This is a genomic window from Aestuariivirga sp. (genome assembly GCF_046294715.1).
In the GTDB taxonomy this organism is placed as follows: Bacteria; Pseudomonadota; Alphaproteobacteria; order Rhizobiales; family Aestuariivirgaceae; genus Aestuariivirga.
On record NZ_JBKBKI010000009.1, the window covers coordinates 94,381 to 119,737 of the forward strand.

At 64.8% G+C, this 25,357-nt stretch carries 28 protein-coding genes and 1 tRNA gene; 9 read left to right on the forward strand and 20 right to left on the reverse strand.

The window, feature by feature from the left end:
- Positions 1–137: 137 nt before the first annotated feature.
- Both ACK4HL_RS08685 and betI read right to left on the reverse strand, forming a co-directional pair.
- Positions 138–1,127 (reverse strand): Gfo/Idh/MocA family protein, encoded by a 990-nt coding sequence (locus ACK4HL_RS08685; protein ID WP_409758721.1) that lies wholly within the window; start codon positions 1,125–1,127, stop codon positions 138–140.
- 16 nt (positions 1,128–1,143) lie between these two features.
- Positions 1,144–1,761, reverse strand: a complete 618-nt coding sequence (gene betI / locus ACK4HL_RS08690; RefSeq protein WP_409758724.1) for a transcriptional regulator BetI — start codon at positions 1,759–1,761, stop codon at positions 1,144–1,146.
- 134 nt (positions 1,762–1,895) lie between these two features.
- Between betI and choX the strand changes: the two genes are divergently transcribed.
- From choX to choV, 3 genes are all read left to right on the forward strand, one after another.
- Positions 1,896–2,834 carry a choline ABC transporter substrate-binding protein gene (gene choX / locus ACK4HL_RS08695; RefSeq protein ID WP_409758727.1) on the forward strand — a complete coding sequence of 313 codons (939 nt, stop codon included), beginning with the start codon at positions 1,896–1,898 and terminating at the stop codon, positions 2,832–2,834.
- Positions 2,835–2,951: 117 nt separating this feature from the next.
- A complete protein-coding gene (gene choW / locus ACK4HL_RS08700; protein WP_409758730.1) occupies positions 2,952–3,806 on the forward strand; it encodes a choline ABC transporter permease subunit in 855 nt (284 codons plus the stop codon).
- Positions 3,803–4,993 carry a choline ABC transporter ATP-binding protein gene (gene choV, locus ACK4HL_RS08705; RefSeq protein ID WP_409758733.1) on the forward strand — a complete coding sequence of 397 codons (1,191 nt, stop codon included), beginning with the start codon at positions 3,803–3,805 and terminating at the stop codon, positions 4,991–4,993. Before choW ends, choV begins: the two co-directional genes overlap by 4 nt.
- On the opposite strand, the gene ACK4HL_RS08710 is transcribed toward choV, so the two are convergent.
- The 8 genes from ACK4HL_RS08710 to ACK4HL_RS08745 all read right to left on the reverse strand — a co-directional run bounded on the left by ACK4HL_RS08710 (position 4,953) and on the right by ACK4HL_RS08745 (position 13,303).
- Complete coding sequence (locus ACK4HL_RS08710; protein WP_409758736.1) at positions 4,953–6,167, reverse strand: phosphopentomutase; 1,215 nt, start codon at positions 6,165–6,167, stop codon at positions 4,953–4,955. The genes choV and ACK4HL_RS08710 overlap by 41 nt on opposite strands.
- Positions 6,168–6,179: 12 nt before the next feature.
- Positions 6,180–7,487 (reverse strand): thymidine phosphorylase, encoded by a 1,308-nt coding sequence (deoA, locus tag ACK4HL_RS08715; protein WP_409758739.1) that lies wholly within the window; start codon positions 7,485–7,487, stop codon positions 6,180–6,182.
- A gap of 1 nt (position 7,488) precedes the next feature.
- A complete protein-coding gene (locus ACK4HL_RS08720) occupies positions 7,489–8,271 on the reverse strand; it encodes a purine-nucleoside phosphorylase (RefSeq protein WP_409758742.1) in 783 nt (260 codons plus the stop codon).
- Positions 8,268–8,660, reverse strand: coding sequence for a cytidine deaminase (gene cdd / locus ACK4HL_RS08725; protein WP_409758745.1), 393 nt, complete (start codon positions 8,658–8,660; stop codon positions 8,268–8,270). The genes ACK4HL_RS08720 and cdd overlap by 4 nt, the downstream gene beginning before the upstream one ends.
- A gap of 3 nt (positions 8,661–8,663) precedes the next feature.
- On the reverse strand, positions 8,664–9,620 hold the full coding sequence (locus tag ACK4HL_RS08730) for an ABC transporter permease (protein ID WP_409758748.1): 957 nt from the start codon (positions 9,618–9,620) through the stop codon (positions 8,664–8,666).
- Positions 9,621–10,721: an ABC transporter permease gene (locus ACK4HL_RS08735; protein ID WP_409758752.1), complete on the reverse strand. Its 1,101-nt coding sequence runs from the start codon at positions 10,719–10,721 to the stop codon at positions 9,621–9,623. It abuts the gene before it with no gap.
- Positions 10,721–12,238: an ABC transporter ATP-binding protein gene (locus tag ACK4HL_RS08740; RefSeq protein ID WP_409758755.1), complete on the reverse strand. Its 1,518-nt coding sequence runs from the start codon at positions 12,236–12,238 to the stop codon at positions 10,721–10,723. Before ACK4HL_RS08740 ends, ACK4HL_RS08735 begins: the two co-directional genes overlap by 1 nt.
- Before the next feature lie 63 nt (positions 12,239–12,301).
- Complete coding sequence (locus tag ACK4HL_RS08745; protein ID WP_409758758.1) at positions 12,302–13,303, reverse strand: BMP family protein; 1,002 nt, start codon at positions 13,301–13,303, stop codon at positions 12,302–12,304.
- A gap of 210 nt (positions 13,304–13,513) precedes the next feature.
- Between ACK4HL_RS08745 and ACK4HL_RS08750 the strand changes: the two genes are divergently transcribed.
- Positions 13,514–13,936: an Hsp20 family protein gene (locus ACK4HL_RS08750; protein ID WP_409758761.1), complete on the forward strand. Its 423-nt coding sequence runs from the start codon at positions 13,514–13,516 to the stop codon at positions 13,934–13,936.
- A gap of 2 nt (positions 13,937–13,938) precedes the next feature.
- On the forward strand, positions 13,939–14,193 hold the full coding sequence (locus ACK4HL_RS08755; RefSeq protein WP_409758764.1) for a DUF1150 family protein: 255 nt from the start codon (positions 13,939–13,941) through the stop codon (positions 14,191–14,193).
- A 41-nt stretch (positions 14,194–14,234) separates the two neighbouring features.
- Here the strand turns inward: ACK4HL_RS08755 and ptsN are convergent, their stop codons facing one another.
- The 8 genes from ptsN to ACK4HL_RS08795 form a co-directional block, all read right to left on the reverse strand.
- Positions 14,235–14,714: a PTS IIA-like nitrogen regulatory protein PtsN gene (ptsN, locus tag ACK4HL_RS08760; RefSeq protein ID WP_409758767.1), complete on the reverse strand. Its 480-nt coding sequence runs from the start codon at positions 14,712–14,714 to the stop codon at positions 14,235–14,237.
- A 34-nt stretch (positions 14,715–14,748) separates the two neighbouring features.
- Positions 14,749–15,321: a ribosome hibernation-promoting factor, HPF/YfiA family gene (gene hpf / locus ACK4HL_RS08765; RefSeq protein ID WP_409758770.1), complete on the reverse strand. Its 573-nt coding sequence runs from the start codon at positions 15,319–15,321 to the stop codon at positions 14,749–14,751.
- A 190-nt stretch (positions 15,322–15,511) separates the two neighbouring features.
- The gene (gene rpoN, locus ACK4HL_RS08770) at positions 15,512–17,032 is read right to left on the reverse strand and encodes an RNA polymerase factor sigma-54 (protein ID WP_409758773.1); all 1,521 of its coding nucleotides are present in this window, start codon (positions 17,030–17,032) and stop codon (positions 15,512–15,514) included.
- An 18-nt stretch (positions 17,033–17,050) separates the two neighbouring features.
- Entirely contained in the window at positions 17,051–17,812 is a 762-nt protein-coding gene (lptB, locus tag ACK4HL_RS08775) for an LPS export ABC transporter ATP-binding protein (RefSeq protein WP_409758893.1), read from the reverse strand.
- 108 nt (positions 17,813–17,920) lie between these two features.
- Entirely contained in the window at positions 17,921–18,406 is a 486-nt protein-coding gene (locus ACK4HL_RS08780) for an LptA/OstA family protein (RefSeq protein ID WP_409758776.1), read from the reverse strand.
- The gene (gene lptC / locus ACK4HL_RS08785) at positions 18,403–19,035 is read right to left on the reverse strand and encodes an LPS export ABC transporter periplasmic protein LptC (protein WP_409758779.1); all 633 of its coding nucleotides are present in this window, start codon (positions 19,033–19,035) and stop codon (positions 18,403–18,405) included. Before lptC ends, ACK4HL_RS08780 begins: the two co-directional genes overlap by 4 nt.
- Positions 19,019–19,630, reverse strand: a complete 612-nt coding sequence (locus ACK4HL_RS08790; protein WP_409758782.1) for a ribonuclease D — start codon at positions 19,628–19,630, stop codon at positions 19,019–19,021. The genes lptC and ACK4HL_RS08790 overlap by 17 nt, the downstream gene beginning before the upstream one ends.
- A 34-nt stretch (positions 19,631–19,664) precedes the next feature.
- Positions 19,665–19,749, reverse strand: a tRNA-Leu gene (locus ACK4HL_RS08795).
- A 142-nt stretch (positions 19,750–19,891) separates the two neighbouring features.
- Between ACK4HL_RS08795 and ACK4HL_RS08800 the strand changes: the two genes are divergently transcribed.
- Positions 19,892–20,881 (forward strand): complex I NDUFA9 subunit family protein, encoded by a 990-nt coding sequence (locus ACK4HL_RS08800; protein ID WP_409758785.1) that lies wholly within the window; start codon positions 19,892–19,894, stop codon positions 20,879–20,881.
- On the opposite strand, the gene ACK4HL_RS08805 is transcribed toward ACK4HL_RS08800, so the two are convergent.
- Positions 20,848–21,672 carry an undecaprenyl-diphosphate phosphatase gene (locus ACK4HL_RS08805; RefSeq protein ID WP_409758788.1) on the reverse strand — a complete coding sequence of 275 codons (825 nt, stop codon included), beginning with the start codon at positions 21,670–21,672 and terminating at the stop codon, positions 20,848–20,850. The two genes, ACK4HL_RS08800 and ACK4HL_RS08805, sit on opposite strands and share 34 nt — an antisense overlap.
- A 152-nt stretch (positions 21,673–21,824) precedes the next feature.
- On the opposite strand from ACK4HL_RS08805, the gene ACK4HL_RS08810 reads away from it, so the two are divergent.
- From ACK4HL_RS08810 to ACK4HL_RS08820, 3 genes are read left to right on the forward strand one after another with little or no spacing between them, the layout of a single operon-like run.
- Positions 21,825–22,508: a glutathione S-transferase family protein gene (locus ACK4HL_RS08810; protein ID WP_409758791.1), complete on the forward strand. Its 684-nt coding sequence runs from the start codon at positions 21,825–21,827 to the stop codon at positions 22,506–22,508.
- Positions 22,489–23,625 (forward strand): tRNA epoxyqueuosine(34) reductase QueG, encoded by a 1,137-nt coding sequence (gene queG, locus ACK4HL_RS08815; protein WP_409758794.1) that lies wholly within the window; start codon positions 22,489–22,491, stop codon positions 23,623–23,625. The genes ACK4HL_RS08810 and queG overlap by 20 nt, the downstream gene beginning before the upstream one ends.
- Positions 23,622–24,491 carry an SDR family oxidoreductase gene (locus ACK4HL_RS08820; protein ID WP_409758797.1) on the forward strand — a complete coding sequence of 290 codons (870 nt, stop codon included), beginning with the start codon at positions 23,622–23,624 and terminating at the stop codon, positions 24,489–24,491. Before queG ends, ACK4HL_RS08820 begins: the two co-directional genes overlap by 4 nt.
- On the opposite strand, the gene ACK4HL_RS08825 is transcribed toward ACK4HL_RS08820, so the two are convergent.
- Positions 24,481–25,290: an alpha/beta hydrolase gene (locus ACK4HL_RS08825; RefSeq protein WP_409758800.1), complete on the reverse strand. Its 810-nt coding sequence runs from the start codon at positions 25,288–25,290 to the stop codon at positions 24,481–24,483. The two genes, ACK4HL_RS08820 and ACK4HL_RS08825, sit on opposite strands and share 11 nt — an antisense overlap.
- Between the last annotated feature and the right edge of the window lie 67 nt (positions 25,291–25,357).

Consider the following 25,357-nt stretch of genomic DNA (forward strand, 5'->3'; position numbering starts at 1 on the left):
AAATCGCGTGATTGGCCTCGAAAGACAAAAAACCGCATGCCTCACGGCAGACGGCCCGCCTTCCCGGCCCATCGGGATGGCGGGCTTATAGTGAGGGCGGACGCCGCCGTCAATGGCCTAGAGGGCCGTCCTTCGGCTCACGGTTTTTCCCACTTGCGGGTCTTTTCCGATCGGAAGAAGGCATCGAGGATCCGCATGTTCTGAATGGCGTCCTCGAGGCCCCAGGAGGGCTTCTCCTTCCCGCGGATCACCCGGCCGAAGGCCTCGGCCTGGAGCTGGTACTGATCGGAAACGGGTAGCTCCGACCAATCCCCCACATTCATCTCCATGCCCTGGAGGAAGATGCGGTTGGGCTTGTCCGGAGGGGCGTTGAAGGGAATCTCGACCTCGATCCTGCCCTTGGTGCCCAGGATGTTCACCCGCTGATAGGGGGCGAGCTGGGTCGACACCGCGAAGGAGAGCTGGCGGCCCTCGCCGAAATCCGCAAGACCGCTCGCGAGACGGTCCGTTCCGAATTTGGGGTCGCGGTCGAAGACGCCAGTCACCCGGCGCGGCTCGGCGTCGAAGACGAAGCGCGAGACGGTAATCGGATAGCAGCCGATGTCGAGAAGGCCGCCACCGCCGATGTCGGCCATGTTGCGGACATTCCTGGGATCGCGGTTGAAATAGGAGAACAGCACCTGGATTGCCCGCACGTCTCCGATCTTCTTCTTTTTCACGAGATTGCGGACGGCAATCCACTGGGTGGCGTGGCGCACCATGAAAGCTTCCGCGATGTGCAGGCCCTTCGGCGCCTTCCTGAGCTGCACGGCCTCCCTGGCCGTGATGGCAATGGGCTTCTCGCACAGCACGTGCTTGCCGGCCTTCGCGGCGGCGAGCGTCAGCGGCACATGAAGGTGGTTCGGCAGCGGGTTGTAGACGGTCTCGATCTCGGGATCCGCCAGCATCTCCTCATAGGAGCCATAGGCCTTGGGAATGCCGAGCTTCCCCGCCCAGTCCTCCGCCAGCTTGCGCTTTCGCGACGAGATCGCCACGATTTCGAGATCCCTGCTCTTCAGCATGCCCGGAATGACCTTGGCGACGCCGATATTGGCCGTCGAGATGATGCCCCACTTCACCGGTTTCATGTGTGCCCTCCCTGGTTCAGGAGTGCATGTTTAATCCGGCACGGCTTCCCTTCAAAGCACGTTCGAGCGAAGCGGAGAGATAGTCGCGGGTGAGCGCGCGCGGTGTCTCGGGAAGGTCGGGCTTGCCGGTGAGGGCATAGCGCAGCCACAGCCCGTCGATCATGGCGCCGATCCCCTCTGCCAGCCGCAGGGCCTCGTCCCGGGGCACCAGTCGCTTCAGGTCGTGCAGAAGGCTGCTTCTCAGACGCTTGTGATAAAGCGTCAGGATGGTCATGAGCCGGGCAGAGTGACGGGCATTGCCATAGAGCGCAAGCCAGGCGCTGAACACTTGCTCCTCGAACTGGGATTCGCCGAAACAGGCATCGATCAGCGCCACGATGCGCTCGCGAGGCCCCTCTGCGTTCCCCAGCCTGACGGCCGCCTCTGCCCTCAGTTCGGCCAACAGCGAACGCATCGTCGTGAACAGCAGATCGTCCTTGTCGGTGAAGTAGTGGTGCACCAGGCCGGGAGACATGCCGGCGCGACGGGCGATCCGCGCCACGGTCGCATTGGCAAAGCCCTGCTCGTGGATCACGGCGATCGCCGCCTCCACGAGCTGCCTGCGCCTGATCGGCGCCATTCCGAGCTTCGGCATCCTGGACCTCTGGAGGAAACTGTAGTTTTTATTGGTCGGCCGTCCAATGAAAAACTTGCGCGCTTTCTTGATCCTGCACTAGTCTTGCCGCAGCGCCGCTGGCCAGGGAGGGCCCGGCATACAGGGAGAGACCAATGAAATCAGTGATGAAGAGTTTCGCGGCGGCTTCCGCGGTGCTGGTCGCCATGGCCGGATCCGCCTTGGCGGCGGAACCGGAGAGCTGCAAGGCGGTGCGTTTCGCCGATGTGGGCTGGACCGACATCCAGGTCACGACCGGTGCTACCTCGGTGGTGCTGGAGGCGCTCGGATATGAACCGCAGGTCTCGACGCTGTCGGTGCCGGTCACGCTCGCCTCGCTCAAGAACAAGGACATCGACGTGTTCCTCGGCAACTGGATGCCCAGCATGACCGCCGACATCCAGCCCTATCTCGACGACAAGTCGGTGGAGCAGATCGGCGTCAACCTCGAGGGCGCGGGCTACGGCCTCGTGGTGCCGCAATACGTGGCCGACGAGGGTGTGAAGTCCCTCGTCGACCTCGGCGCCCATGCCGAGAAGTTCGGCGGCAAGATCTATGGCATCGAGGCCGGCAACGACGGCAACCGCATCATCCAGACGATGATCGACGACGCCAAGAACAACCTCTCGGGCTTCCAGCTGGTCGAGAGTTCCGAGGCGGGCATGCTGACCGAGGCCGAAAAGGCCATGAAGAACAATGAGTGGATCATCTTCCTCGGCTGGACGCCGCACCCGATCATGGGCGAGATGAAGATCCACTACCTGGACGGCATGGGTGATTCCGGCTTTGGCGCCGCCATCGTGCACACCGTCACCCGCGCCGGCTATGCGCAGGAATGCCCGAATGCCGCCAAGCTGCTCTCCAACCTCAAGTTCACGCTCGAGATGGAAGGGGCGATGATGGACCCCGTGCTGAAGGACGCGGCTGATCCCAAGGAGACCGCGAAGGCCTGGCTGAAGGCCAATCCCGACGCGGTCAAGCCCTGGCTCGAGGGCGTCACCACCTTGGACGGCGGGGATGCCGCCGCGGCGGTGGAAGCGGCGCTGAAGGGCTGAACGGCATGTGGCCCGGGAGATGTCTCCCGGGCCTTTCGCTTCTGCCCTTCGGCCTAGACGTGCCTGTTCGAGCGCGGCCCGCAAGAGGCTGCGTCATAACCTCGGGGGGAGGTGCGCATGGATCCGGTGTCCGATCTGATCAGATCGTGGAAGATACCCGTCGGCAGATGGGGCAAGTCCCTCATCGACTTCATCGTCGACTATTTCCAGTGGCTGTTCGACGCGCTCAAGATCTCGCTCAATTTCGTCGTGGAAGGGGCCACGGCCGGCCTTCTGATGATGCCGCCGCTGCTGCTGGCCGTCCTCATCGCAAGCTTCGCCTGGTGGCTGCAGAGATCCTGGAAGCTGGCGCTCGGTGTCCTCGTCGGGCTTCTCTTCATCCTGAACCAGGGACTGTGGCGGGAAACGGTTCAGACGCTGGTGCTGGTGGTGGGTTCCACCGCGCTCTCCATGGCCATGGGCGTTCCGCTCGGCATATGGGCCGCGCACAAGCCCAGGGTCTGGCGTGTGACGCAGCCGGTGCTCGACCTGATGCAGACCATGCCCACCTTCGTCTACCTCATTCCCATCCTCATCCTGTTCGGGCTCGGCGCGGCGCCGGCCCTGATCGTCACCATCATCTTCGCCATGCCGGCACCCGTGCGCATGACCTATCTCGGCATCACCTCGATCCCCAAGCCGATGATCGAGGCGGGAGAGGCCTTCGGCGCCACGAGGCGGCAGCTCCTGTGGAAGGTGGAATTGCCGGCCGCCATGCCATCGATCATGGCGGGGCTCACGCAATGCATCATGCTGTCCCTCTCCATGGTGGTGTTCGCGACGCTGATCGGCGCCCCGAGCCTCGGCAACCCGGTGAACAAGGCGCTGGCCAACCGCAACATCCCGCTCGGCATCGAGGCGGGCCTTGCCATCGTGGTGCTGGCGATCATCCTCGACCGCATGCTGGCGGTGAAGGCGGGAGCAAAGAAATGAGCACCGCGGTCGAATTCCGGAACGTCGACATCATCTTCGGCGAGCGGGCCGAAGAGGCGCTCGCCATGGCGCACGCCGGGGCGGAGCGCACGGAAATCCTCTCGCGGACGGGAGCCGTGCTCGGCGCCACGGGGGCGAACCTCACGGTGAAGGAAGGCGAGATCAGCGTGCTGATGGGGCTTTCGGGCTCCGGCAAGTCCACGCTGCTGCGCGCCGTCAACGGGCTCAACAAGATCACGCGCGGCGAGGTCCTCGTCAAGGACGGACCGCGCATGGTGGACGTTGCCTCCTGCGACGCCGCGACTCTGCGGCACATCCGCCAGAAGCAGGTGGCCATGGTGTTCCAGCAGTTCGCCCTGCTGCCGTGGCGGACAGTGCGCGAGAATGCCGGTTTCGGCCTCGAGCTCGCGGGGGTTCCCGAGGCGGAGCGCAATCAGAAGGTCAGCAAGCAGCTGCAGCTCGTGGGGCTCGAGCAATGGGCCAACAAATACGTCCACGAGCTCTCGGGCGGCATGCAGCAGCGCGTCGGCCTCGCCCGGGCCTTCGCGACGGAGGCCCCCATCCTGCTGATGGACGAGCCGTTCTCCGCACTGGACCCGTTGATCCGCACCAAGCTCCAGGACGAGCTGATCCAGCTCCAGAAGCAGATCCGCAAGACCATCCTGTTCGTCAGCCACGACCTCGAGGAAGCGCTGAAGATCGGCAACCGCATCACCATCATGGAGGGCGGCCGCATCGTGCAGTCGGGCAGCCCTGAAGACATCGTACTGAAGCCCGCCAACGACTATGTGCGCGACTTCATCGCGAACGTGAACCCGCTTTCGGTGCTGACGGCCTGGAACGTGATGCGGGCTCTGCACGAACTGGAGCGTGGCGAGGATGGCTGGGTGTGGCTCGACCGGCGCAAGACCACCCGCTTCAAGCTCGACGCCCAGGGCAAGGTGGTTGCCGCCGAGCGCGACGGGCAGCCCGCCACATGGGTCTCCTGCGACCGGCTCGATACGCCGGCCGACGTCGGCACGCGACCTGTCTATTGGGCGAGGCCGGGCACTTCGCTCAAGGTGGTGATGCTCGCCATCCACAACACCGACGTGGCACCCGTCGCAATCTTCGACGAGAACGACCGCTTCATGGGCGCGATCGGCGTCAGGAATGTGCTGCAGGCGGTGCTGAAGCGACCGGACTGAGAGGATCCCAGGCCTCGCCCGCGGCGAGCGGCCCCGCGCCGAGGTGACGGGCGATGGTCTGGCCGATGTCGGCGAAGCTGCGGCGCAGCCCGAAGCTCCCCGGCGGCAGGCCCGGCATGTAGCTCATCACAGGCACCTGCTCGCGCGTGTGGTCCGTGCCGCTCCAGGTCGGATCGTTGCCGTGATCGGCGGTGAGGATCAGGAGATCACCCGCCTTCAGCCTGGCCATGATCAGAGGCAGTTCCGCATCGAAGGCCTCGAGCGCCCTGCCATATCCCACGGGATCGCGGCGGTGGCCGAACTCCGTGTCGAAATCGACGAAGTTGGTCATGAGCAGTCCACCCTCGCCCAGGCCGTCCATGTTGGCGAGGGTCGTGTCCATGAAGGCACGGTTGCCGGCGACCTTGATCTCCCGGCCCGTACCGACATGGGCATAGATGTCGCCGATCTTGCCGATCGAGACCACATCGCGCCCTGACCTGCTCAGAACATCCAGCAAGGTGGGGCGGGGCGGCGTCACCGCATAGTCCTTTCGGCGTCCGGTGCGGGCAAAACTCCCTCGCCTCCCGCCGATGAACGGCCTCGCGATGATGCGGCCGATGTTCATGGAATAGGTGAGCTCTCGCGCCACACGGCAGACCTCGTAAAGCCGCTCCAGCCCGAAATGCTCCTCATGGGCGGCGATCTGCAGCACGCTGTCTGCACTCGTATAGGCGATGGGCTTGCCCGAGCGGATATGCTCTTCGCCGAATGTCTCGATCACTTCGGTGCCCGAGGCGTGGCACATGGCGAGAAGCCCCGGCAGACGGCAGCGCGTGACGATACCATCGATCAGTTCCTGCGGGAAAGCGGGAATGGTGTGCGGAAAATATCCCCAGTCGAACTCCAGCGGCACGCCCCCGATTTCCCAGTGGCCGGTGATGGTGTCCTTGCCGCGCGAGACTTCCCTTGCCACGCCGTACTGCCCAATGAGCGGCGTCTCAGGCAGTGGATTGCGCCCCGCTGAAAGCGCCGCGGCCCGGCCGAGGCCGAGCGAGGCCATGTGCGGGACTTCGAGACTCATGTGATCGCAGATATGGAGCAGCGTGTTCGCCCCCTCATCGCCAAAGCTTGCGGCGTCGGGCGCGCCGCCGACGCCGAAGGAATCGAGAATCAGGAGAAAAGCTCGGGGCATTCCGGCTCCGCTTCAGGCTGCGATGCGCGCCAGGACGGTTGCTGACTTTCCCGGCGCCTCGCCCACAACATAGGCGTTTTTCACGATCGCCGCAGCCTTGGCACATGAGGCCTCGTCAGCCGCATGGACAAGGCAGAGCGGTGCCCCCCTTTCGACCGCCGCGCCTTTGCCGAGAAGGGACGAAAGCCCGACGCGATGATCGATCCTGTCTGACGCGACACGCCGCCCGCCACCCAATTCGATCACGGCAAGGCCAAGTTCGCGCGTACGAATGGCCGTCACGAGGCCTTCCGCGTCCGCGGTCACGGCACGGACGACGGGAGCCATGGCCAGGTGCCGGTCATGGTTCTCGAGAAAGTCCGGGGGACCGCCCAAAGCCTCGACCATCCTTTCGAATTGCTCCGCCGCCCTCCCTGAGGCAAGCGCCGCCCGGAGCATGGCGCGCGCCGAGGCCTCATTCTGCGCGAGCGCTGAACTGAGCAGCAACTCGGCCCCGAGCGCCAGCGTGATTTCCATAACGCGTGGCTCGATCCGCCGGTTCAGGAGAAAGCCGCACGCGTGCGCGACTTCCAGTGCATTGCCCGCGCAGGGCGCGAGCGGCTCGTCCATGTCGGTTACGAGGGCGGTGGTCCTCAGCCCCGCGCCATTGGCCACCGCGACGAGACTTTCCGCCAATCCCCGGGCCTCTTCCATCGATGCCATGAAGGCGCCGGAGCCCATCTTCACGTCGAGCACGAGGTGCTCAAGGCCCGCTGCGAGCTTCTTCGAAAGGATGGAGGCAGTGATGAGCGGGATCGACTCGACGGTGGCCGTGACGTCACGGATGCCGTAGAGGCGCTTGTCGGCGGGAGCGAGATCTGCCGTCTGGCCGATGATGGCGCAGCCTGCCTCACGCGTGACCTTTCGGAAGAGGTCCAGACCCGGATTGGTGACATAGCCCGGGATGGAATCCAGCTTGTCCAGCGTGCCGCCGGTATGGCCGAGACCCCTGCCCGAAATCATCGGAACGAAGCAGCCGCAGGCGGCGAGCATGGGGGCCAGCATGAGCGAGAGATTGTCGCCGATGCCGCCGGAGGAATGCTTGTCAACCACCGGTCCCGGCAGGTCCCAGCGGAGGACAGTGCCGGAATCGCGCATGGCGAGCGTGAGTCCCACCGCCTCCTCCCGGCTCATGCCGCGGAAGAAGACCGCCATCGCAAAGGCCGCGACCTGGCCTTCCGAAACGCTACCATCGGTGAGGCCCGCGATGAACTCCCGCACCTCCTCGCGCGAAAGCGCCGCGCCGTCCCGTTTCCTGCGGATCACCTCTTGCGGCAGCATTTCAGCCGTCCTTCAGGAACCGGGTGACCAGGGTCTTCATGTTCTCGGCCGCCTTCGCTCCCTCGCGCTTCGTCTCTTCGTGGCTCGGCGATGCGCCCTCTATGCCCGCGGCGAGATTGGTGATGACGGAGAGCCCCGCCACCTTCAGGCCGAAGCGGCGGGCGAGAATCGTTTCAGGCGCGGTGGACATGCCGACAGCTGAGCCGCCGATGATCTGGAACATCCGGATTTCGGCGGGTGTTTCGAAGGATGGTCCCGAATACCAGCAATAGACGCCCTCATGCAGGCTGATGCCCTCCGCCTTCGCCGCGGCATGGAAGCGCTGGCGCAGGGCGGGGTCGTAGGCGTCGGTCATCGGCACGAAATTCTCGTCGCCATGCTGGCCGACAAGCGGGTTCATGCCGGAATAGTTGATGTGGTCGGAGATCAGCATGATCGAGCCCGGCCGCATCTCGGGCCTGAGGCTTCCGGCGGCGTTGGTGAGGATCAGCGTCTCGATCCCCGCACCTTTCAGCATCTCGATCGCACGCCCCATGACGGCGGCATTGCCCGATTCATAGGGGTGGGCGCGGCCCGCCAGCACGACCACTTCCTTGCCCCCGAGGCTGCCAGCAAAGAGCCTGCCCGCATGGCCGGAGATCTTCGGCAGCGGAAAGCCCGGAAGCTCCGCGTAGGGGATGACGAGCGCGTCTTCCGCTGCCTCTGCCAGCGCGCCGAGGCTCGATCCCAATAGGATGGCCGTTCTCGGAGCGCGGGCGCCGAGCCTTCTTGCGAGTTCGTTCATGCGAGGTTTTCCGGTCCGAAGGAGAAGGGCAGCAGCTCATCGAGCGTGAAGCTGCGGATCAGTTCGCCCGTTTCTGCGCAGCAATGGATCTTCACATCCGGCGCGGCGAACTCCCTGATCTTCTGGCGGCAACCTCCGCAGGGGGTGCAGAGCGCATCGCCATTGCCCATCACCGCCACTTCCGTGATGCGCCTTCCCCCCGCCATCACCAAAGCGGAGATGGCGGAAGGCTCCGCGCACCAGCCCTGCGGATAAGAGGCGTTCTCGATGTTGCATCCGGCGTGGATGCGGCCCTTTTCGTCGCGCATCGCGGCCCCCACGAGGAAGTTCGAGTAGGGCGCGTGCGCCCTGAGCCGCGCCTGGCGTGCCGCTTCGATCAGGTCGCGCATCGTTCAGCGATCCTTCACATAGGGAATGCCCGAGGCCTTTGGCGGTATCGACTTGCCGATGAAGCCGGCCAGCAGAACCACCGTCAGCACATAGGGAAGCATGTTGATGAACTGTACGGGAACCTGCAGGCCCGCCACCGACGCGCCCTGCGCGAAATTGCCGACGGCCTGCAAGAAGCCGAAGAGCAGGCAAGCCCCAAGCGCCGGATAGGCGCGCCAGTTGGCGAAAATCAGTGCGGCCAGCGCCATGAAGCCTCCGCCCGCCGTCATGTCGCGCACGAAGCTCGAGGAGAGCGACGTCGAGATGAAGGCGCCGGAAATGCCGCAGAGCACGCCGGCAATCAGCACCGCACGGTATCGGAGCCCCGCGACGGAGATGCCGGCCGTATCGACGGCGTGGGGGTTCTCCCCCACCGCCCTGAGCCTCAGGCCGAAGCGCGTGCGGGCGAGCGCCCAGGCCGTCAGGGGAACGAATGCAAAGGCCACATAGGCGAGGATCGAATGAGAGAGGAATATCCGCTCCAGCGGGCCGATGACGGGCACGTCGTGCAAGGATGAAAGTCCCGGTATGTCGATCGGGAGGAAGCGGCCCTCGGGCGGCAGGGCCGGCGTGCGGCCACCCTCCCTGAACCATTCATTGCCCAGCACCACGGCGAGCCCAGCCGCCAGCATGTTGATGGCGACGCCCGAGACCACCTGGTTCCCACGCTGGTTGATCGAGGCATAGCCGTGAACCAGCGCGAAACCCATTGAGGCGAAGATCGCCAGGAACAGTCCGATCCAGGCGGAGCCATAGACGGCTGAAGCCGAAGCAGCGACGAAGGCCGAGATCAGCATCTTGCCCTCGAGCCCAATGTCGACGATGCCCGCCCGCTCCGACCACAAGCCGGCGAGGCAAGCGAGAACCAGCGGCACCGTCATGCGGATCGTCGAGGCGAGGAGTTCGACGTAGAGGTCCATCTACTTGTCCTCCGTCCGGAAGAAGATGGCTGCCACCCAGGGCCGGAAAACATGCTCCAGCGCTCCCATGAAGAGGATGACGAGGCCCTGTATCACCACAACCATGTCGCGGTTGATCTCCGGCTTGGCGAAGGAGAGTTCGGAACCGCCCTGGTAGAGGAGGCCGAAGAGCATGGCGGCGAGCACGATCCCCACCGGATGCGAGCGGCCCATGAGGGCGACCGCAATTCCCACGAATCCCGCCCCGCCAACGAAGCCCAGGACCAGCCTGTGCTGCACGCCGAGAATCTCGTTCACTGCCATCAGCCCGGCGAGCGCGCCCGAGATCGCCATGGTGAGGATGATGATGCGGTCAGGCTTGATGCCGGCATAGACGGCGGCACTCGGATTGGCGCCCAGCGCGCGCATTTCGTAGCCGAGCTTGGTGCGCCAGAGCAGGTACCACACGGCGAAGGCCGCCGCGATCGCCAGGAAGACCGAGAAGTTCAGCGGAGAGGACGCCACCCTCATGCCGAAGAACTCGCGCGCCACTTCTCGGAAGCTCATGATGTAGGCGCCGGTGATCTCGCGGCTCTCCACCGCCATCTTGCCGACCGGGCGGAACCAGTAATTGATCAGGTAGCCGACGAGGCTCGCCGCGATGAAGTTGAACATGATCGTGGTGATCACGACATGGCTGCCGCGCTTGGCCTGCAGCACACCGGGGACCCAGGCCCAGAAGGCGCCCACCGCCATGGAGGCCAGCACGGCGAGAGGGATGACGATCGGCCAGGGCAGGAAATCGAGACCGAGCCCCACTGCGGCAGCACCGACGCCTGCCATGTAGGCCTGGCCCTCGCCGCCGATGTTGAACAGCCCGGCATGGAAAGCGACCGCCACGGCGAGCCCCGTGAACACGAAGTTGGTTGCATAGTAGAGCAGATAGCCCCAGCCCTTGATCGAGCCCACCGCGCCGTCCAGCATGATCCACAGCGCCTCGAAGGGGTTCTCGCCGATAATGACCACGACGAGGCCAGACACGACGAGCGCCACGGCAAGATTGATGAGGGGGATCAGCCCGACGTCGACCCAGTTCGGAAGCTCGCCGCGCGATTTCATCATCAGGCGGCGTCCTTGGCGACGCCGGCCATCAGCAGGCCGAGCTCGCGCTCGTCCGCCTCCGGCCCACGCTCGCCCATGATGCGCCCTGCGAACATCACCAGGATCCGGTCCGACATGGAGCGGATCTCATCGAGTTCGACGGAGACGAGCAGCACGGCCTTGCCTTCGTCCCGCAGCTGGATCAGGCGCCTGTGAATGTATTCGATGGCGCCTATGTCAACGCCGCGCGTCGGCTGGCCCACCACGAGGAGATCGGGATCGCGCTTGATCTCGCGGGCGAGAATGAGCTTCTGCTGGTTGCCACCGGAGAACTTCGCACATTTGAGAAACGGATCCGGCGGGCGCACGTCGAATTCCTCCATCTCGGCGCGGGCGCGTGCCACGACGCTGTCGCGGTCGAGGCGGAAGCCGTGGCCCAGCGCCTCGTCATGATGCCAGCCCAGAATGGCGCTCTCGGCCGCATCGAAGGAGGCGATGAGGCCGCGGTGCTGGCGGTCCTCGGGTACGTGGGCGAGGCCCTCCTCGCGCACGTGGCGCGGGTCGCCGAGGATGCCGATGTCCTTGCCCTCGAAGATCACCTGCCCCGAACTCGGCTTGGTGATGCCGGTGATCACGTCGAGTAGCTCCGACTGGCCGTTGCCCGAGACGCCGGCGATCCCCACGATTTCGCCCTTCCGTACACAGAAGGAAACATTATCGACCCGGGCGACGCCATTCCTGTCCTTCCAGGTGAGATTCCTCACGTCCAGGACGATTTCGCCCGGTTTCGACGGTCCTTTTTCGACCCGCAACAGGACGTGCCGGCCCACCATGAGTTCCGCCAGTTCCTCGACACTCGTGGTCCGGGTTTCGCGCGTCGCCACCATCTCGCCGCGGCGCATGACGGAGACGCGGTCGGTGATCGCCATGATCTCGCGCAGCTTGTGGGTGATGAGAATGACGGTCTTGCCCTGGTCCCGGAGCGTTCCTAGGATGCGGAAGAGATGATCCGCCTCGTCGGGCGTCAGCACGCCGGTGGGCTCGTCGAGGATCAGCGTCTCGGCCCCCTTGAACAGCGCCTTCAAAATCTCGACGCGTTGCTGCAGGCCGACGGGGAGCTCGCCGACGACTGCATCCGGATCGACCTCGAGTTCGTAGTCTGTCGCAAGCCGGGTAAGCTCGGTCCGCGCCCTGTCGAGCGCCGGTCCGATGAGCGCGCCGCCTTCCGCCCCCAGCACGACGTTCTCCAGCACGGTGAAGGGTTCGACCAGCATGAAGTGCTGGTGCACCATGCCGATGCCCAGGGCGATCGCATCGGACGAAGAGCGCACCTTCACGGGCTTTCCCTTCACCCGGATCTCGCCCTTGTCGGCGTGGTAGAAGCCGAAGAGGACCGACATCAGCGTCGACTTGCCCGCGCCGTTCTCACCGATGATGCCGTGGATGGAACCCGGCGCGACCTTCAGCGAGACGTCTTTGTTGGCATGAACGGAGCCGAAGCGCTTGTCGATGCCGATGAGTTCGATTGCCGGAGTCATGCCGTCCCCGTTGCCGACGAAACGAGCCGCCTCCCCGGCGGGAAGCGGCTCGGCGTTCGTCGCTTACTGCACCGGGCAGCTGTTGTCGGTGGTGTAGTCGTGCACCTTGATCGTGCCCGCGATGATGTCGGCCTTGGCCTTCTCGGCGGCGGCCTGCATCTCCGCCGTCACCAGCGGCTTGTTGTGCTCGTCCATGGCATAGCCCACGCCATCTTCCTTGAGGCCCAGCTCCTGGATGCCGGGCTTGAAGGTGCCCTCCTTGCCGGACTTCATGACGTTGTATACGGCGACGTCTACCCGCTTCAGCATGGAGGTCAGAACCGACCCCGGCTGGAGGTAGTTCTGGTTAGCGTCGACACCGATCGATAGCTTTCCGGCATCTTTTGCAGCCTGCAGGACGCCGGTTCCGGTCTGACCAGCAGCGGCATAGACGACGTCCGCGCCCTGTGCGATCTGGCCCTTGGTGATCTCGCCGCCCTTGACCGGGTCGTTCCAGGCTGCGCCTGTGTCACCCGTCATGTTCTGGAAGATCACGGCATCGGGCTTTACCGCCTTGACGCCCTGCGCGTAGCCGCAGCCGAACTTTCGAATCAGCGGAATGTCCATGCCGCCCACGAAGCCCACCTTGCCGGTCTTGGAGGCCATGGCCGCCAGCATGCCGACAAGATAGGAGCCCTCATGCTCCTTGAACACGATGGACTGGACGTTCGGCAGGTCCACCACCATATCGATAATGGCGAATTTCAGGTCCGGGTATTCCTTGGCGACCTTCTCGACGGCGGAGGCCTGAGCGAAACCTGCGGCGATGATGGGCGAATAGCCTTCGTCGGCGAAGTTGCGGATCGCCTGCTCGCGCTGCGCCTCGTTGGCGATCTCGAACTCGCCATAGGCGATGCCGGTCTCGGCCTTGAACTTTTCCGAACCGTTGTACATGCTTTCGTTGAACGACTTGTCGAACTTGCCGCCAATGTCGAACACGATCGCCGGCTTGTCGTCCGCACCCACGGCCGAAGCCGCCGAGACCGCGAGCGCGGCCACGGCGCCGAGAAGTGAACGTCTGAGCATGTCGTTGTCTCCCTGTTGTTTCCGCCCGATCTAACCACAACCTGCTACAGGCCGCGATACCAATTTGACCTTCCGATCAAACCACCGGGGCGGCGGGCCGGTCAAGCGCTTGGCTTGAATCCGGGGAACAGGTTTCACATATGATGGTTGTAGCTGAGGATGCCGTTCCCGGGTTCCAGCTAACACGCTGCTTCACGAGGGCACTGATTTATGTCGCGACTTTCTGTTTTTTCATCGCCCCTCCTGCTCGGCTTCGATGAGCTGGAACGGATGCTCGACCGGGCGTCCAAGTCCGCGGGCGACGGCTATCCACCCTACAATATCGAACGGCTTGCCCGAGCGGAAGGCGAGGCCGAACGCTTGCGCATCACGCTCGCCGTCGCGGGTTTCGGCCGCGATGAGCTCGATGTCACGGTCGAGGAGAACCAGCTTGTGATCCGCGGCCGCCAAAAGGAGGAGGACGGAAGGGCTTACCTGCACCGCGGCATCGCGGCCCGCCAGTTCACGCGGACCTTCGTGCTGGCGGACGGCATGGAAGTCACGGGAGCCCGGCTGGAGAACGGCCTGCTGGAGCTTCACCTCGAACGGCCCGAACCCCGGCGGATGGTCCGCCGCATCCAGATTGGAGGGTGATCATGAACACCAAGAAGACCGTTGAGCTCTCGCCGCAGGACCTCGCGCTGCTGGGCGAAGGGGCATTGGGTTACATCCGCGAGATCGAGGTGCAGGAGGCCCAGCGGCTGCTCGGCGGCCAAGCGAGCGTTGCGCCCAATTCCAAGCTTTTCTGCCTCTACAATGCGGATGGCACGCCGGTTTCGATCTCCGGCTCGCGCGAGGCGGCGCTTGGCAGCGCCTTCGAGCACGAACTGATGCCGATGAGCGTCCACTGACCTGCTTCCTCCTCCCACGGGAGGAGGAATATCGTCCCGCCCTACGCCGCGGACGCGTTGGGGGTGGGGTTGGCGGCCGGTTCCGTCAGGATGGCGTAGAGGCCTTCAGCATCCTCGGTGCCGCGCAGCTTCGCCACCACGGCGGGATCGCGCAAGATGCGCGATATCTTGGCCAAGGCCTTCAGGTGATCCGCGCCGGCATGTTCCGGCGCCAGGAGAACGAAGACCAGATCCACCGGCTGGCCGTCCACCGCCTCGAAATCGACAGGCGTGGTCAGCCGCGCAAACAGCCCATACACGCGCGAGATCGCCGGCACCTTGCCGTGGGGAATGGCAATCCCCTGACCGAGGCCGGTGGAACCCAGCTTCTCCCGCTTCAGCAGCGTCTCGAAGATCACCCGATGGTCGATCGCGACGCGCGTCGCCAGCGCCTGGGAGAGCTCCTGCAGGAGCTGCTTCTTGTTCTGCGCCCTGACGTTCGCCAGAACGGACTGCCGATCGATGATGGTGTCCAGCGTCATGGGGGCGGGTCCCTCGAAGTAGGGGGTCTCGGACTCAGGCTGCCGGCTTGGGATCGACCCAGCCGATGTTCCCGTCAGGGCGCCTGTAGACCAGATTGAGGCCGCCATGCCCGCCATTGCGGAACAGCAGGAAAGGCCTGGTTGAGATGTCGAGTTGCATAACAGCCTCGCCCACGGAGAGTTCCGGCAGCTTGACCTCGGTCTCGGCCACCACGACGGGGTTCAGGCCATGGGAATCCTCATCGGTTTCGGAGGCCGCGGAGATCACGTAGATCTGCGCCTCGAGCTGGCGCACCGGCTCGCGCCGCGAGCGGTGGTGCTGCTTCAGGCGCTGCTTGTAGCGGCGAAGCTGTTTCTCCAGATGACTGGCCGCCTCGTCGAAGCTCGGATGAGCCTCGGCAGCGCTGCCCTCAGCCTGGAGAACGAGCCCAGTCGCAAGGTGCAGGACGCAATCGCTGTGGAAGCTTGCCCGCTGCTTTTCGACCGTCACATGGGCGTGGACGGTACCGTCGAAATACTTCTGCTGGATCTGGAGAAGGCGGGTCTCGATGTGTTCCCGCAAGGCGTCGCCGACATCGAGGTTCTTACCGGTGACTTTGATCTGCATGGTCGTCGCAAATATCCCTGCTTCGCCCGTGTCGTTACAAATGGGCGCGTTTAGCGAGCACGTCAACTGGCCTTTAAAGCTTGCCTGAAACGCACCAATTCCGAAGTTTCTCCCTCGCCCGGGTCTCTGGTGCCGCTCATCCTTGCCCGGCTGCGAAGCGGGCGGAACCTAGTCACCGGGACGAGGCAAGTCAACGCCCTTGCCGGGCCTGGACCTTGCGCTCGCGACGGCGTTGGACGGAAGAGGGAATCCCCAGTCCTTCCCGGTACTTGGCGACGGTGCGCCGGGCGATTTCGATGCCCTGGGACCTCAGCTTGTCGACGAGCGTGTCGTCCGAGAGCACTTCCTCGCCTTCCTGGGCGATCAACTCACGGATGCGATGACGGACAGCCTCGGCGGAGTGGGCGTCACCTTCCCCATCGGCAGATGCGATGGCCGTGGTGAAGAAATACTTCATCTCGAAGATGCCGCGGGGGGTGGACATATACTTGTTGGAAGTGACGCGGCTCACCGTCGATTCGTGCATCTCGATCGCTTCCGCCACGGTCTTGAGGTTCAGCGGGCGGAGATGCTGGATGCCCAGCACGAGGAAGGCATCCTGCTGGCGCACGATTTCGCGAGCCACCTTGAGAATGGTCTTCGCCCGCTGGTCAAGGCTCTTCACCAGCCATGTGGCGCTCGCCTGGCATTCGGACAGATAGAGCTTGTCTTCACTGCGGGCACCGGCGGAAACCCGCGCCAGGTACAGATTGTTGACGAGCACCCTGGGCAGGGTCTCGGTATTGAGCTCGACGATCCAGGCCCCCTCGGGAGATGACCTGACGATCACGTCGGGGATCACCGGCTGGACCGGCTCCGAGCCGAAGGCGTGGCCGGGCTTGGGATTGAGAGCCCGAAGCTCGGCGATCATGTCCTTGAGGTCGTCGAGATCCACCCTGCACAGGTTCCTGAGTGCGGCATAGTCCCGGCGGGCGAGGAGATCGAGATTGGCGATGAGCGCCGCCATGGCCGGGTCGTAGCGGTCCTTCTCCTTCAGCTGGAGGGCAAGGCATTCCTTGAGGTCGCGCGCGAAGACGCCGGGAGGATCGCAAGCCTGGAGTTTGCCAAGCACCGCCTCGACCTGGCTCACGGAGGCACCCAGCGTGTCGGCCACGGCTTCGCTTTCCGCGGTGAGATAGCCGGCCTCGTTGAGCATGCCTATCAGGTGCTGGCCGATCAGCCGTTCACCCGGATCGGAGAGGAGCAGGCTCATCTGCTCCGTCAGGTGGTCGGCGAGGCTCGGCTGGCGCGTCAGCGTCGAGGCAAGATCGAGCTCGTCGGCACTGAGGGACATGCCGGACTGCGGTCGAATCGACGACCAGCCGGAATCCTGCGCGCCGATCGCCTCGCGGTTGGCGGCATCGGCCCGCGACTCGTGAGTGTAGACATTCTCGAGGTCGGTATCGAGGGTGCGCAGCCGTTCCTCGGCCCCGGCATTGACGGCAAGTGCGCTCACCATGTCCGGTTCGGAGGGCGGCGCCTCGGGTGCTTCCTTCTGCTGAACCTCGACGCGCTCGTCGCGCTCGAGCAGCGGGTTCCTCTCCAGTTCCTGGTCGACAAAGGCCTGGAGCTCGATGTTCGACATCTGCAGGAGCTTGATGGCCTGCTGCAGCTGCGGCGTCATCACCAGGGACTGGCCCTGGCGGAGTTCGAGCCTCTGGTTCAACGCCACGAGCCTGCCCCCGCCTGATCAGAGGCTGAAGTCGGCGCCGAGGTAGTAGCGCCGGACATCGGGGTTCGAAACGATCTCCGCGGGTGTCCCCTCGGTCAGGACCTCGCCCTCATGGATGATGAGCGCAGTGTCGATGAGCTCGAGCGTTTCCCTGACGTTGTGATCCGTAACAAGCACCCCGATTCCCCGAGAGGTGAGCTGTCGCACCAGCTTGCGAATATCACTGATCGCAATCGGATCAATTCCCGCGAATGGCTCGTCGAGGAGCATGAACTCGGGATCTGCTGCGAGGGCGCGGGCGATTTCCACGCGGCGACGCTCACCGCCAGAAAGCGCAACAGCCGGCGAATTCCGGATGTGGGAGATGGAGAACTCATCGAGCAACTCACGCAACTTGACCTCGCGCTTCTGCTTCGAGCCCTCGGTCAGCTCGAGCACGGCGCGAATGTTTTCCTCGACCGTGAGGCCGCGGAAGATCGAGCTCTCCTGCGCCAGATAACCAATTCCCAGCCTGGCCCGCCTGTACATGGGCAGATGGGTGATCTCCGTGCCGTCGAGGCTGATCCGGCCGCTGTCGGCGGCAATGAGCCCCGTGATCATGTAGAACACGGTGGTCTTGCCGGCGCCATTGGGTCCCAGAAGTCCCACAGCTTCACCGCGCCTGACGGAGAGCGAGACATCGCGAACCACGGGCCGCCGCTTGTAGGACTTCCTCAGCCCCTCGACGACCAGCCCGGCTTCGCCAGCCCGGGGCAAGGCGCGGGTGCCCGTCTGCGGAATCTGTGCCCGCCGGGGCGGCCCGCCCTTCGCCTGCCTGTCTGTCACCACGTCTTCATCACGCGCCAAGGGAGTGTCCGCCCAATTGCTTTAATTTTAGATAAAGACCCTTCATTGGGGGAGAAAGCTTCCCCTCACCCGTCCGCCGCTCATCTGGATCTTGTCGGTCCGAAGGTCGGCTTGGAGCTCGCTGCCGGTGAGAACGGTGGCACCCTGAACCAGCTTCACCTTGCCGCCCACCACCAGCTTTTCGGTCTGGGGATTGTACTTGGCCCAATCGCCGGTGATGGTCTCCTGCGGTGTCTTGATCGTCACGTTGCCCCTGGCGTCGAGGTCGGTGGCGTCCGTCTTGGTGGTGCCGTCCTTCTGCTTCACATCGGCATAGGTCACCGTCAGCTGGTCGGCCTTTAGGTTTGTCGTTCCCCGGGTCGCGTCGACGGCCCCGCGGAAGATCGCCTTGTTCTCGGCATCGAGGATTTCCATCTCGTTTGCGGCGACGTCCACCGGAAGGGGGGCAGTCGCCGTCTGCGCCTTGAGGGGGCCTGCCGAAATGAGGAGGAGTGCCGCGCCGCAGAGGGCAGCCAACCGGTCAGTCATGGATTTGCGTCTCCCTTCGCCTGTGGCGCGTCGAAACGTGCCTTGACGCCATTCAAGAACAGAATTCGCGCACCGTCATCGGTTATTTGCATGCCGTTGGCATGGACCGTCCCGGAGGCGAAGGTTACCGCCACCGGTCCCTGCGAGACGAGCTTCTTCTCTTCCACCACGACATTGGCCTTCTCCATGCGGGCGGTGAAGCGTTGGTCCTGGGCGAGGACGACGTTGCCCGCGAGATCGAGGGATTTCGCCCTGGTGTCATAGAGGCCCGTCTCGGCACTGAGCGTATACTCGGCACCCTGGCCCCGGCGAAAGCGGCCTTCCGGCCCTTCGAGGTGAACGATGGAGGGTACTTTCTCGTCCTGCCAGCCGCGCTTGGCCGTCAGTTCGTAGGGCTGGTTCTGGCGATCGATGCCGCTGACGGTCGACTGCGTGGCGGTGATCTGGTCGGCGCTGGTCCGGGGCTGCGGCGGAGCCTCGCGCGGCAGGAGGATCGCAAACAGCCCGGCCTGCGCCAGGAAGGCCACCACCGCCGCAAGCCCGATCGCCGCGGCCAGCCAGCTCAGCGCGCGTGCCAGCTTCGCCTGCCGGAGCGCCCGCCGGGCCGCGGGGTTAATGGGCGAAGACATCTTCCTCGGTCCAGCCCAGAAGATCGAGGGCGGCACGAGTCGGGATGAACTCGAAACAGGCCCGCGCCACCGCCTCGCGCCCTTCACGCGCCAGCATCTGGTCGAGCCGGGCCTTGAGCTCGTGCAGGTAGATCACGTCCTGTGCGGCATATTGCTTCTGTGCATCGGAAAGCACATGCGCGCCCCAGTCGGAGCTTTGCTGCTGCTTGTTGAGCTCGATGCCGAGCAGTTCCTTGATAAGGTCCTTGAGCCCGTGGCGATCGGTGTAGGTGCGGGTGAGCCGCGAGGCGATCTTGGTGCAATAGAGAGGGCCAGTGTCCACGCCCAGGTAGTGGCGGATCACCGCCACGTCGAAGCGGGCGTAATGGAAGATCTTGGTGACGGCCGGATCGGCAAAGAGCGCCTTCAGGTTAGGGGCGTCGTAGCTCGCCCGGTCGAGCTGAACGAGATGGGCGTTGCCGTCGCCCGATGACAGCTGCACCAGGCAGAGCTTGTCGCGCCGCGGCACGAGACCGAGCGTCTCGGTATCCACCGCAACCGAGGACCCGAGGTCGAGGCCCGCGGGCAGGTCGCCCTTGTAAAGCTTGATTGCCATCAGAGGGTCCCGCCGTTTGCCATGTCTGTCCGGATGGTGCCCAGAAGAGGACTCGAACCTCCACGCCTCGCGGCGCTAGTACCTGAAACTAGTGCGTCTACCAATTCCGCCATCTGGGCTAGCGGGGCGTGTCATAGAGACGCTTCGGGAGCCTGTCAACCGCAGTTGCTGGGAAGCGGGCCCGTGGCGGGCGTTGCGCCCTCTTGGCCTTTGCATCTCCGCAACGGCAGGGCTAAAAGGCGCGACATTCCATGAATCGGGGTGACTTCCGTGCTCGTTCAGCCATCCGACAGACTCATCACCATCATCGGCGGCTCGGGCTTCGTCGGCCGGCATATCGTGCGCGCCCTTGCCCGGCGGGGTTACCGCATCCGGGTGGCCTGCCGAAGGCCCGACCTCGCCGGCCACCTCCAGCCGCTCGGCAACACCGGCCAGATCATGACGGTCCAGGCCAATGTACGCTATCCCGCCTCGCTGGCGGCAGCCTGCGAGGGCGCCTTCGCCGTCATCAACCTGACGGGGGTGCTCTATTCCGCGGGAGCTCAGAGCTTCGATGCGGTGCATGCCTTCGGGGCGGAGGCTTCGGCGAAAGCGGCGAAGGCAGCCAAGTCCCGGCTCTTCATCCAGATGTCAGCCCTTGGGGCGGATGAGAATTCGGCGTCCGATTATTCCCGCAGCAAGGCCGAGGGTGAAAAGCGGGCGCGTGCCCAGTTTCCCGGCGCCATCGTGCTCCGCCCTTCCATCATCTTCGGCCCGGAAGACTCCTTCTTCAACCGTTTCGCCGAAATCGCTCGCTTTTCGCCGGTCCTGCCGCTGATCGGCGGCGGCGAAACGAAATTCGCGCCCGTGTTTGCGGGTGACGTAGCGGAGGCCGTGGCGCGGCTGGTGGACCGGGGCGAGGCCGACGGCCGCACCTACGAGCTCGGCGGTCCCGAGGAGCTCAGCTTCCGCCAACTCCTGCAGTTCACGCTCGACACCATCGGCCGCAACCGCATCCTCCTCCCGGTGCCGTGGGGGCTTGCCAGAATGCAGGCGGCAGTGCTGGGCCTCTTGCCGCGGCCGCTCCTCACCTCCGACCAGGTGGAACTGCTCAAGACCGACAATGTGGTGAGCGAAGCGGCGCGCCGCGAACAGCGCACCCTTCAGGGGCTCGGCATCACCCCGCAGGGCATCGAGGGGATTGTTCCCACCTACCTCTACCGCTACCGGAAGGCCGGTCAGTTCACGGCGCCCAAGGGCATTCCGGAGTAGATCAGCCCGAGCAGCAGCGCGCCGAGCAACACGCGGTAGATGGCGAATGGCAGGAAGCTGACGTAGCGCACCATCTTCATCAGCACGGTGATGGTGCCGAGGGCAACGAAAAAGGTGAGGATCGCCGTCAGCATCATGCCGAAGGTGATGGCCTCGCCGGAGCTCACAGCATCTCCGAGCTTCAGGATGCCGGCGCCGGCAATGGCCGGAATGCCGAGCAGGAACGCGAAGCGCGCCGCCTCCGGGCGCTCGAAACCCAAGGCGCGTGCCGCCGTCATGGTGATGCCCGACCGGCTGGTGCCCGGGATGATGGCAATGGCCTGCGCGATGCCGATGATCAGGGCCGTGAGCCATGTCATGTCCGACATGCGCCGCGAGGAGAGCCCATAACGATCGCACAGGTAGAGAAGAATGCCAAAAACGATGGCATTCCACGCCACGATCTGCGGCATCTGACGCACTGCGTCCATGAAGCCGATCTTGTCGAGGAACACCCCGAAAAGGACGGCGGGAATGGTGCCGAGGAGGATGAGGAGAGCGAGCCTTCCCCAGGCGGTCACCTCGCCGCGCAGAAGTTCGATGCTTCCCGTCGAAAGCTTCACGCAATCGCGCCAGAAATAGACGACCACCGCAAGGAAGGAACCCATGTGCACCATGACGTCGGTGAGCAAGCCCTGGTCAGGCCAGCCGGTGAGGGCCGGCACCAGCAGGAGGTGGCCGGAAGAGGAAATGGGCAGGAACTCGGTGATGCCCTGGATGAGCGCCAGCACGATGATCTGAACGATGAGCATGGATGGGCTACTCTGGGCTGCCGTACGGTTGGTCGGATTCGCTTGCCGCCGGGGGCGTGCGCGTTTTATACGCGCCCGACGACCGGAGCAATCACGGCAAACGCGTCCTCCATCGACCGTGTTGACAATGTCAGGGTTAAATCTTTCCTAAGATGCCGTCTCTCGTTCACTTCACGCTCGACCCATTCAGCCGCCGCATGCGCCTGGCGCTCGCGGAGTACGGCGTTCCGGTCGAACTCATCGACGAGGAACCGTGGGAGCCGAGCCCCGACATCTTCGAACTGAACCCGGCGGGAACGCTGCCCGTCTACCTGGAAGACTCCCAGACACCGGTCTGTGGAATCGAGGCGATCGGGGAGTATCTCGAGGAGACGAAGTCCACCCGCGTCTCACTCATACCGGGAGACGTCTTCGAGCGTGCCGAGGTTCGCCGGCTGGTGGCGTGGTTCGACATCAAGTTCTATGCCGAGGTGAGCGAGCCGGTGCTCACAGAAAAGGTCATCCGCCGCTACCTGCCGCGCGAGAAGGGCGGCGGCGGCGTTGACACCGCACGTGTGCGCCAGGCCATGACGCGGCTGCGCGCGCATCTCGATTACATCGCGCACCTCGCGGATCACCGCACCTGGCTTGCCGGGAGCGATCTTTCGCTTGCCGACCTGGCTGCTGCGGGGCACATCTCCGCCGTCGACTATTTCGGCGACATTCCGTGGGCAGAATATCCCGTGGCGAAGTCATGGTACCAGCGGGTGAAGTCACGACCGTCCTTCAGGCCGCTCCTGGCAGACACGGTGCGCGGCATGGCGCCGGGGCCGCATTATGCGGACCTCGACTTCTGATCCCGTGTCCGGCCTCGCCCGCGCCATTCGGGAGAAGGTTGCTGCGGAAGGCTTCGGCGCCGTCCGGATCGCCAAGCTCGCCGATGACGCCGTGCTGAGGGAGCGCCTCGGGCAGTTCATCGCGCTGGGACGCCATGGCAGCATGGCCTGGATGGAGGATACGGCGGAGCGCCGTGCCAGCCCCCTCGCCCTCTGGCCCGAAGCCCGCAGCGCCATCCTGCTGGCCCAGAACTATGCCCAGGACATCGAGCCCATGGACCGGCTGGAGCAGAAGGACACCGGCGTGATCTCGGTCTATGCTCTGAACCGCGACTATCACGATCTGGTCAAGGGCAAGCTCAAGCGCATCGCGCAATGGCTGGCGCGTGCGGCCGCGGCGGAAGTGAAGGTGTTCGTCGACACGGCACCGCTCATGGAGAAGCCGCTGGCCCAGAAGGCCGGGCTCGGCTGGCAGGGCAAGCACACCAACCTTGTTTCGCGCGAACTCGGCTCGTGGTTCTTCATCGGGACGATCCTGACCACGGCCGATATCTCAGCCGACGTGCCTGAGCAGGATCATTGCGGTTCGTGTCGCGCCTGCCTCGACGTCTGCCCCACCAATGCCTTTCCCGCGCCCTATCAACTCGATGCGCGGCGCTGCATTTCCTACCTCACGATCGAGCACAAGGGGCACATCGCGGCGGAATTCCGCGCCGCCATGGGGAATCGCATCTACGGTTGCGACGATTGCCTCGCGGCCTGTCCGTGGAACAAATTTGCAGAAGCCTCCCGCGAAGCGAAGCTGAAGGCACGGGACGACCTCGTCAAACCGCCGTTGGCCGAACTGCTCCGGCTGGACGAAGCAGGTTTTCGGACGCTCTTCTCGGGCTCACCGCTGAAGCGCGCCGGCCGGGATCGCTTCATGAGAAACGTTCTGATCGCAGCAGGGAACAGCGGCGAAGTGACGCTCGCTCCCCGTGCCGAGGCCCTTCTCGCCGATCCTTCAGCCCTGGTGCGGGCGATGGCCGTCTGGGCTCTATCGCGGCTCCTCCCCAAACCGGAGTTCCTGCATCTCCGCAATCTTCACATGAATGCGGAGACAGATGCCGATGTCTGCCACGAATGGGAAGCGGCATGAACCATCTCCTGTGCTTCGGCCTCGGCTTTTCCGGAAGGGCGCTGGCGGTGCGGCTTGCCGCGGCAGGCTGGTCAGTCAGCGCCACGAGCCGGATCGACTCGGGCGCCGAAGCCATCCGCAATCTCGGCTATCGAGGCTTCGTGTTCGACGGGACAGCCCCGCTTGCACCCACGGTCTTCGACGGCGTCACTCATGTCCTGGCCTCGGCACCGCCTGCAGAAGACGGGGACCCGGTTCTCCGCCAGCATGGGGGCGATCTCGCCGCGCGAGGAGGCGCGATACGCTGGGTGGGCTATCTCTCGACCACCGGCGTCTATGGCGACCATGACGGCGGCGTCGTGACCGAGGGGACGCCGCTCACGCCGAATACGGAGCGCGGCCGCAAGCGGCTTCTCGCCGAAACGCAATGGCTCGATCTCTGGCGCCACCACGGACTTCCCGTCCACATCTTCCGGCTTGCCGGGATCTACGGACCGGGGCGGAACCAGCTTCTCTCGCTCATCGACGGGACGGCGAAACGCGTGATCAAGCAGGGTCAGGTCTTCAGCCGCATTCACGTCGAGGACATCGCCAGTGTACTCGAAGCGTCGATCGAACGGCCCCGGCCAGGGCGCGCCTACAACGTCTGCGATGACGAGGCTTCGCCGCCGCAGGACGTCGTCGAATACGGTGCCGAACTGCTCGGTCTCCCGGTTCCCCCTGCCGTTCCGTTCGAGCAGGCCCAGCTCTCCCCCATGGCGCGCAGCTTCTATGCCGACTCCAAGCGCGTCTCGAACCATCGCATAAAGTCGGAACTCGGCGTCAGGCTACGGTATCCCAGCTATCGCGAGGGTCTCGCGGCACTTGCCCGCGATCTCAAACGGTAATGCCGTCGGCTCGCTCGGCCAGCCGCAGCACGCTCTCGCGCAGCAGCGCGAGGTTGCCGGGCGTGGAGAGGCGGTGATCGCCGTTCTTGACGAGCGTCAGCGTCACGTCGCTGCCGCGAATCGCGCCGAAGACCTTTGCGGCATGGGCGGGCGGCACGTCCGGGTCGCGATCGCCCTGGAGGATTCGCACGGGGCAATCGAGATCGATGCCCTCCTTCAGCAGCAGATGCGCCTTGCCGTCTGCGATGAGGCGGGAGGTGATGGCATAGGGTTCCCCATACTCGGAGGGCCGCATGAAAACGCCCTTGTCCGCAAGTTCGCGCCTCACCGCGTCGGGGAAGACGTCCCACATCAGGTCGGCTGTCATGTCGGCCGCGGGCGCCAGCAGCACGAGGCCGGCGATGCGGCGAAAGGCTGCAGGCTCGCGCCGCCGCAGGTCTCGGCAGAGCAGCAGCGCCAGCCAGCCTCCCATGCTGGAGCCCACCACGATGCGGCGCCCGGAGGTCTTGCGCGTGAACATGTGGCAGGCCTGTTCCAGCCAGCCTGAAATCGTGCCGTCCACGAAAAGCCCGCCCGAGGCTCCATGGCCCGAATAGTCGAAGCGGAGCGCAGGCCGGCGCGTCTCGCGGGCGAGGCCGGCGAGCGCTTCGGCCTTTGAGCCCTCCATGTCGGACTTGAATCCGCCGAGCCAGAAGAAGCCGCAGCGCGCGGAATCATCTCCGCTCCCATCCTCGCGGTAGGCGATCAGGGCGCCGCCGGGCGCCGTCTCGAAATTGATGCCGATCATGGTTCGGGACATAACAGGCGGGCTTGACTGCGGAAAGCGAGAAGCGCCGGATTTGCGCCCTCATTGCGTCTATACTGCC

Bases quoted from the DNA above. Each gene is read 5' to 3' on its own strand.
- ACK4HL_RS08730 (WP_409758748.1), bottom strand. From the start codon at position 9,620: ATGGACCTCTACGTCGAACTCCTCGCCTCGACGATCCGCATGACGGTG.
- ACK4HL_RS08755 (WP_409758764.1), top strand. From the start codon at position 13,939: ATGAACACCAAGAAGACCGTTGAGCTCTCGCCGCAGGACCTCGCGCTG.
- hpf (WP_409758770.1), bottom strand. From the start codon at position 15,321: ATGCAGATCAAAGTCACCGGTAAGAACCTCGATGTCGGCGACGCCTTG.
- ACK4HL_RS08720 (WP_409758742.1), bottom strand. From the start codon at position 8,271: ATGAACGAACTCGCAAGAAGGCTCGGCGCCCGCGCTCCGAGAACGGCC.
- ACK4HL_RS08780 (WP_409758776.1), bottom strand. From the start codon at position 18,406: ATGACTGACCGGTTGGCTGCCCTCTGCGGCGCGGCACTCCTCCTCATT.
- deoA (WP_409758739.1), bottom strand. From the start codon at position 7,487: ATGCTGCCGCAAGAGGTGATCCGCAGGAAACGGGACGGCGCGGCGCTT.
- ACK4HL_RS08805 (WP_409758788.1), bottom strand. From the start codon at position 21,672: ATGCTCATCGTTCAGATCATCGTGCTGGCGCTCATCCAGGGCATCACC.
- lptC (WP_409758779.1), bottom strand. From the start codon at position 19,035: ATGTCTTCGCCCATTAACCCCGCGGCCCGGCGGGCGCTCCGGCAGGCG.
- ACK4HL_RS08710 (WP_409758736.1), bottom strand. From the start codon at position 6,167: ATGCCCCGAGCTTTTCTCCTGATTCTCGATTCCTTCGGCGTCGGCGGC.
- ACK4HL_RS08740 (WP_409758755.1), bottom strand. From the start codon at position 12,238: ATGACTCCGGCAATCGAACTCATCGGCATCGACAAGCGCTTCGGCTCC.
- ACK4HL_RS08810 (WP_409758791.1), top strand. From the start codon at position 21,825: ATGCCGTCTCTCGTTCACTTCACGCTCGACCCATTCAGCCGCCGCATG.
- cdd (WP_409758745.1), bottom strand. From the start codon at position 8,660: ATGCGCGACCTGATCGAAGCGGCACGCCAGGCGCGGCTCAGGGCGCAC.
- ACK4HL_RS08820 (WP_409758797.1), top strand. From the start codon at position 23,622: ATGAACCATCTCCTGTGCTTCGGCCTCGGCTTTTCCGGAAGGGCGCTG.
- ACK4HL_RS08735 (WP_409758752.1), bottom strand. From the start codon at position 10,721: ATGATGAAATCGCGCGGCGAGCTTCCGAACTGGGTCGACGTCGGGCTG.
- queG (WP_409758794.1), top strand. From the start codon at position 22,489: ATGCGGACCTCGACTTCTGATCCCGTGTCCGGCCTCGCCCGCGCCATT.
- ACK4HL_RS08790 (WP_409758782.1), bottom strand. From the start codon at position 19,630: ATGGCAATCAAGCTTTACAAGGGCGACCTGCCCGCGGGCCTCGACCTC.
- choW (WP_409758730.1), top strand. From the start codon at position 2,952: ATGGATCCGGTGTCCGATCTGATCAGATCGTGGAAGATACCCGTCGGC.
- choV (WP_409758733.1), top strand. From the start codon at position 3,803: ATGAGCACCGCGGTCGAATTCCGGAACGTCGACATCATCTTCGGCGAG.
- betI (WP_409758724.1), bottom strand. From the start codon at position 1,761: ATGCCGAAGCTCGGAATGGCGCCGATCAGGCGCAGGCAGCTCGTGGAG.
- ptsN (WP_409758767.1), bottom strand. From the start codon at position 14,714: ATGACGCTGGACACCATCATCGATCGGCAGTCCGTTCTGGCGAACGTC.
- ACK4HL_RS08825 (WP_409758800.1), bottom strand. From the start codon at position 25,290: ATGTCCCGAACCATGATCGGCATCAATTTCGAGACGGCGCCCGGCGGC.
- choX (WP_409758727.1), top strand. From the start codon at position 1,896: ATGAAATCAGTGATGAAGAGTTTCGCGGCGGCTTCCGCGGTGCTGGTC.
- ACK4HL_RS08745 (WP_409758758.1), bottom strand. From the start codon at position 13,303: ATGCTCAGACGTTCACTTCTCGGCGCCGTGGCCGCGCTCGCGGTCTCG.
- ACK4HL_RS08750 (WP_409758761.1), top strand. From the start codon at position 13,514: ATGTCGCGACTTTCTGTTTTTTCATCGCCCCTCCTGCTCGGCTTCGAT.
- ACK4HL_RS08685 (WP_409758721.1), bottom strand. From the start codon at position 1,127: ATGAAACCGGTGAAGTGGGGCATCATCTCGACGGCCAATATCGGCGTC.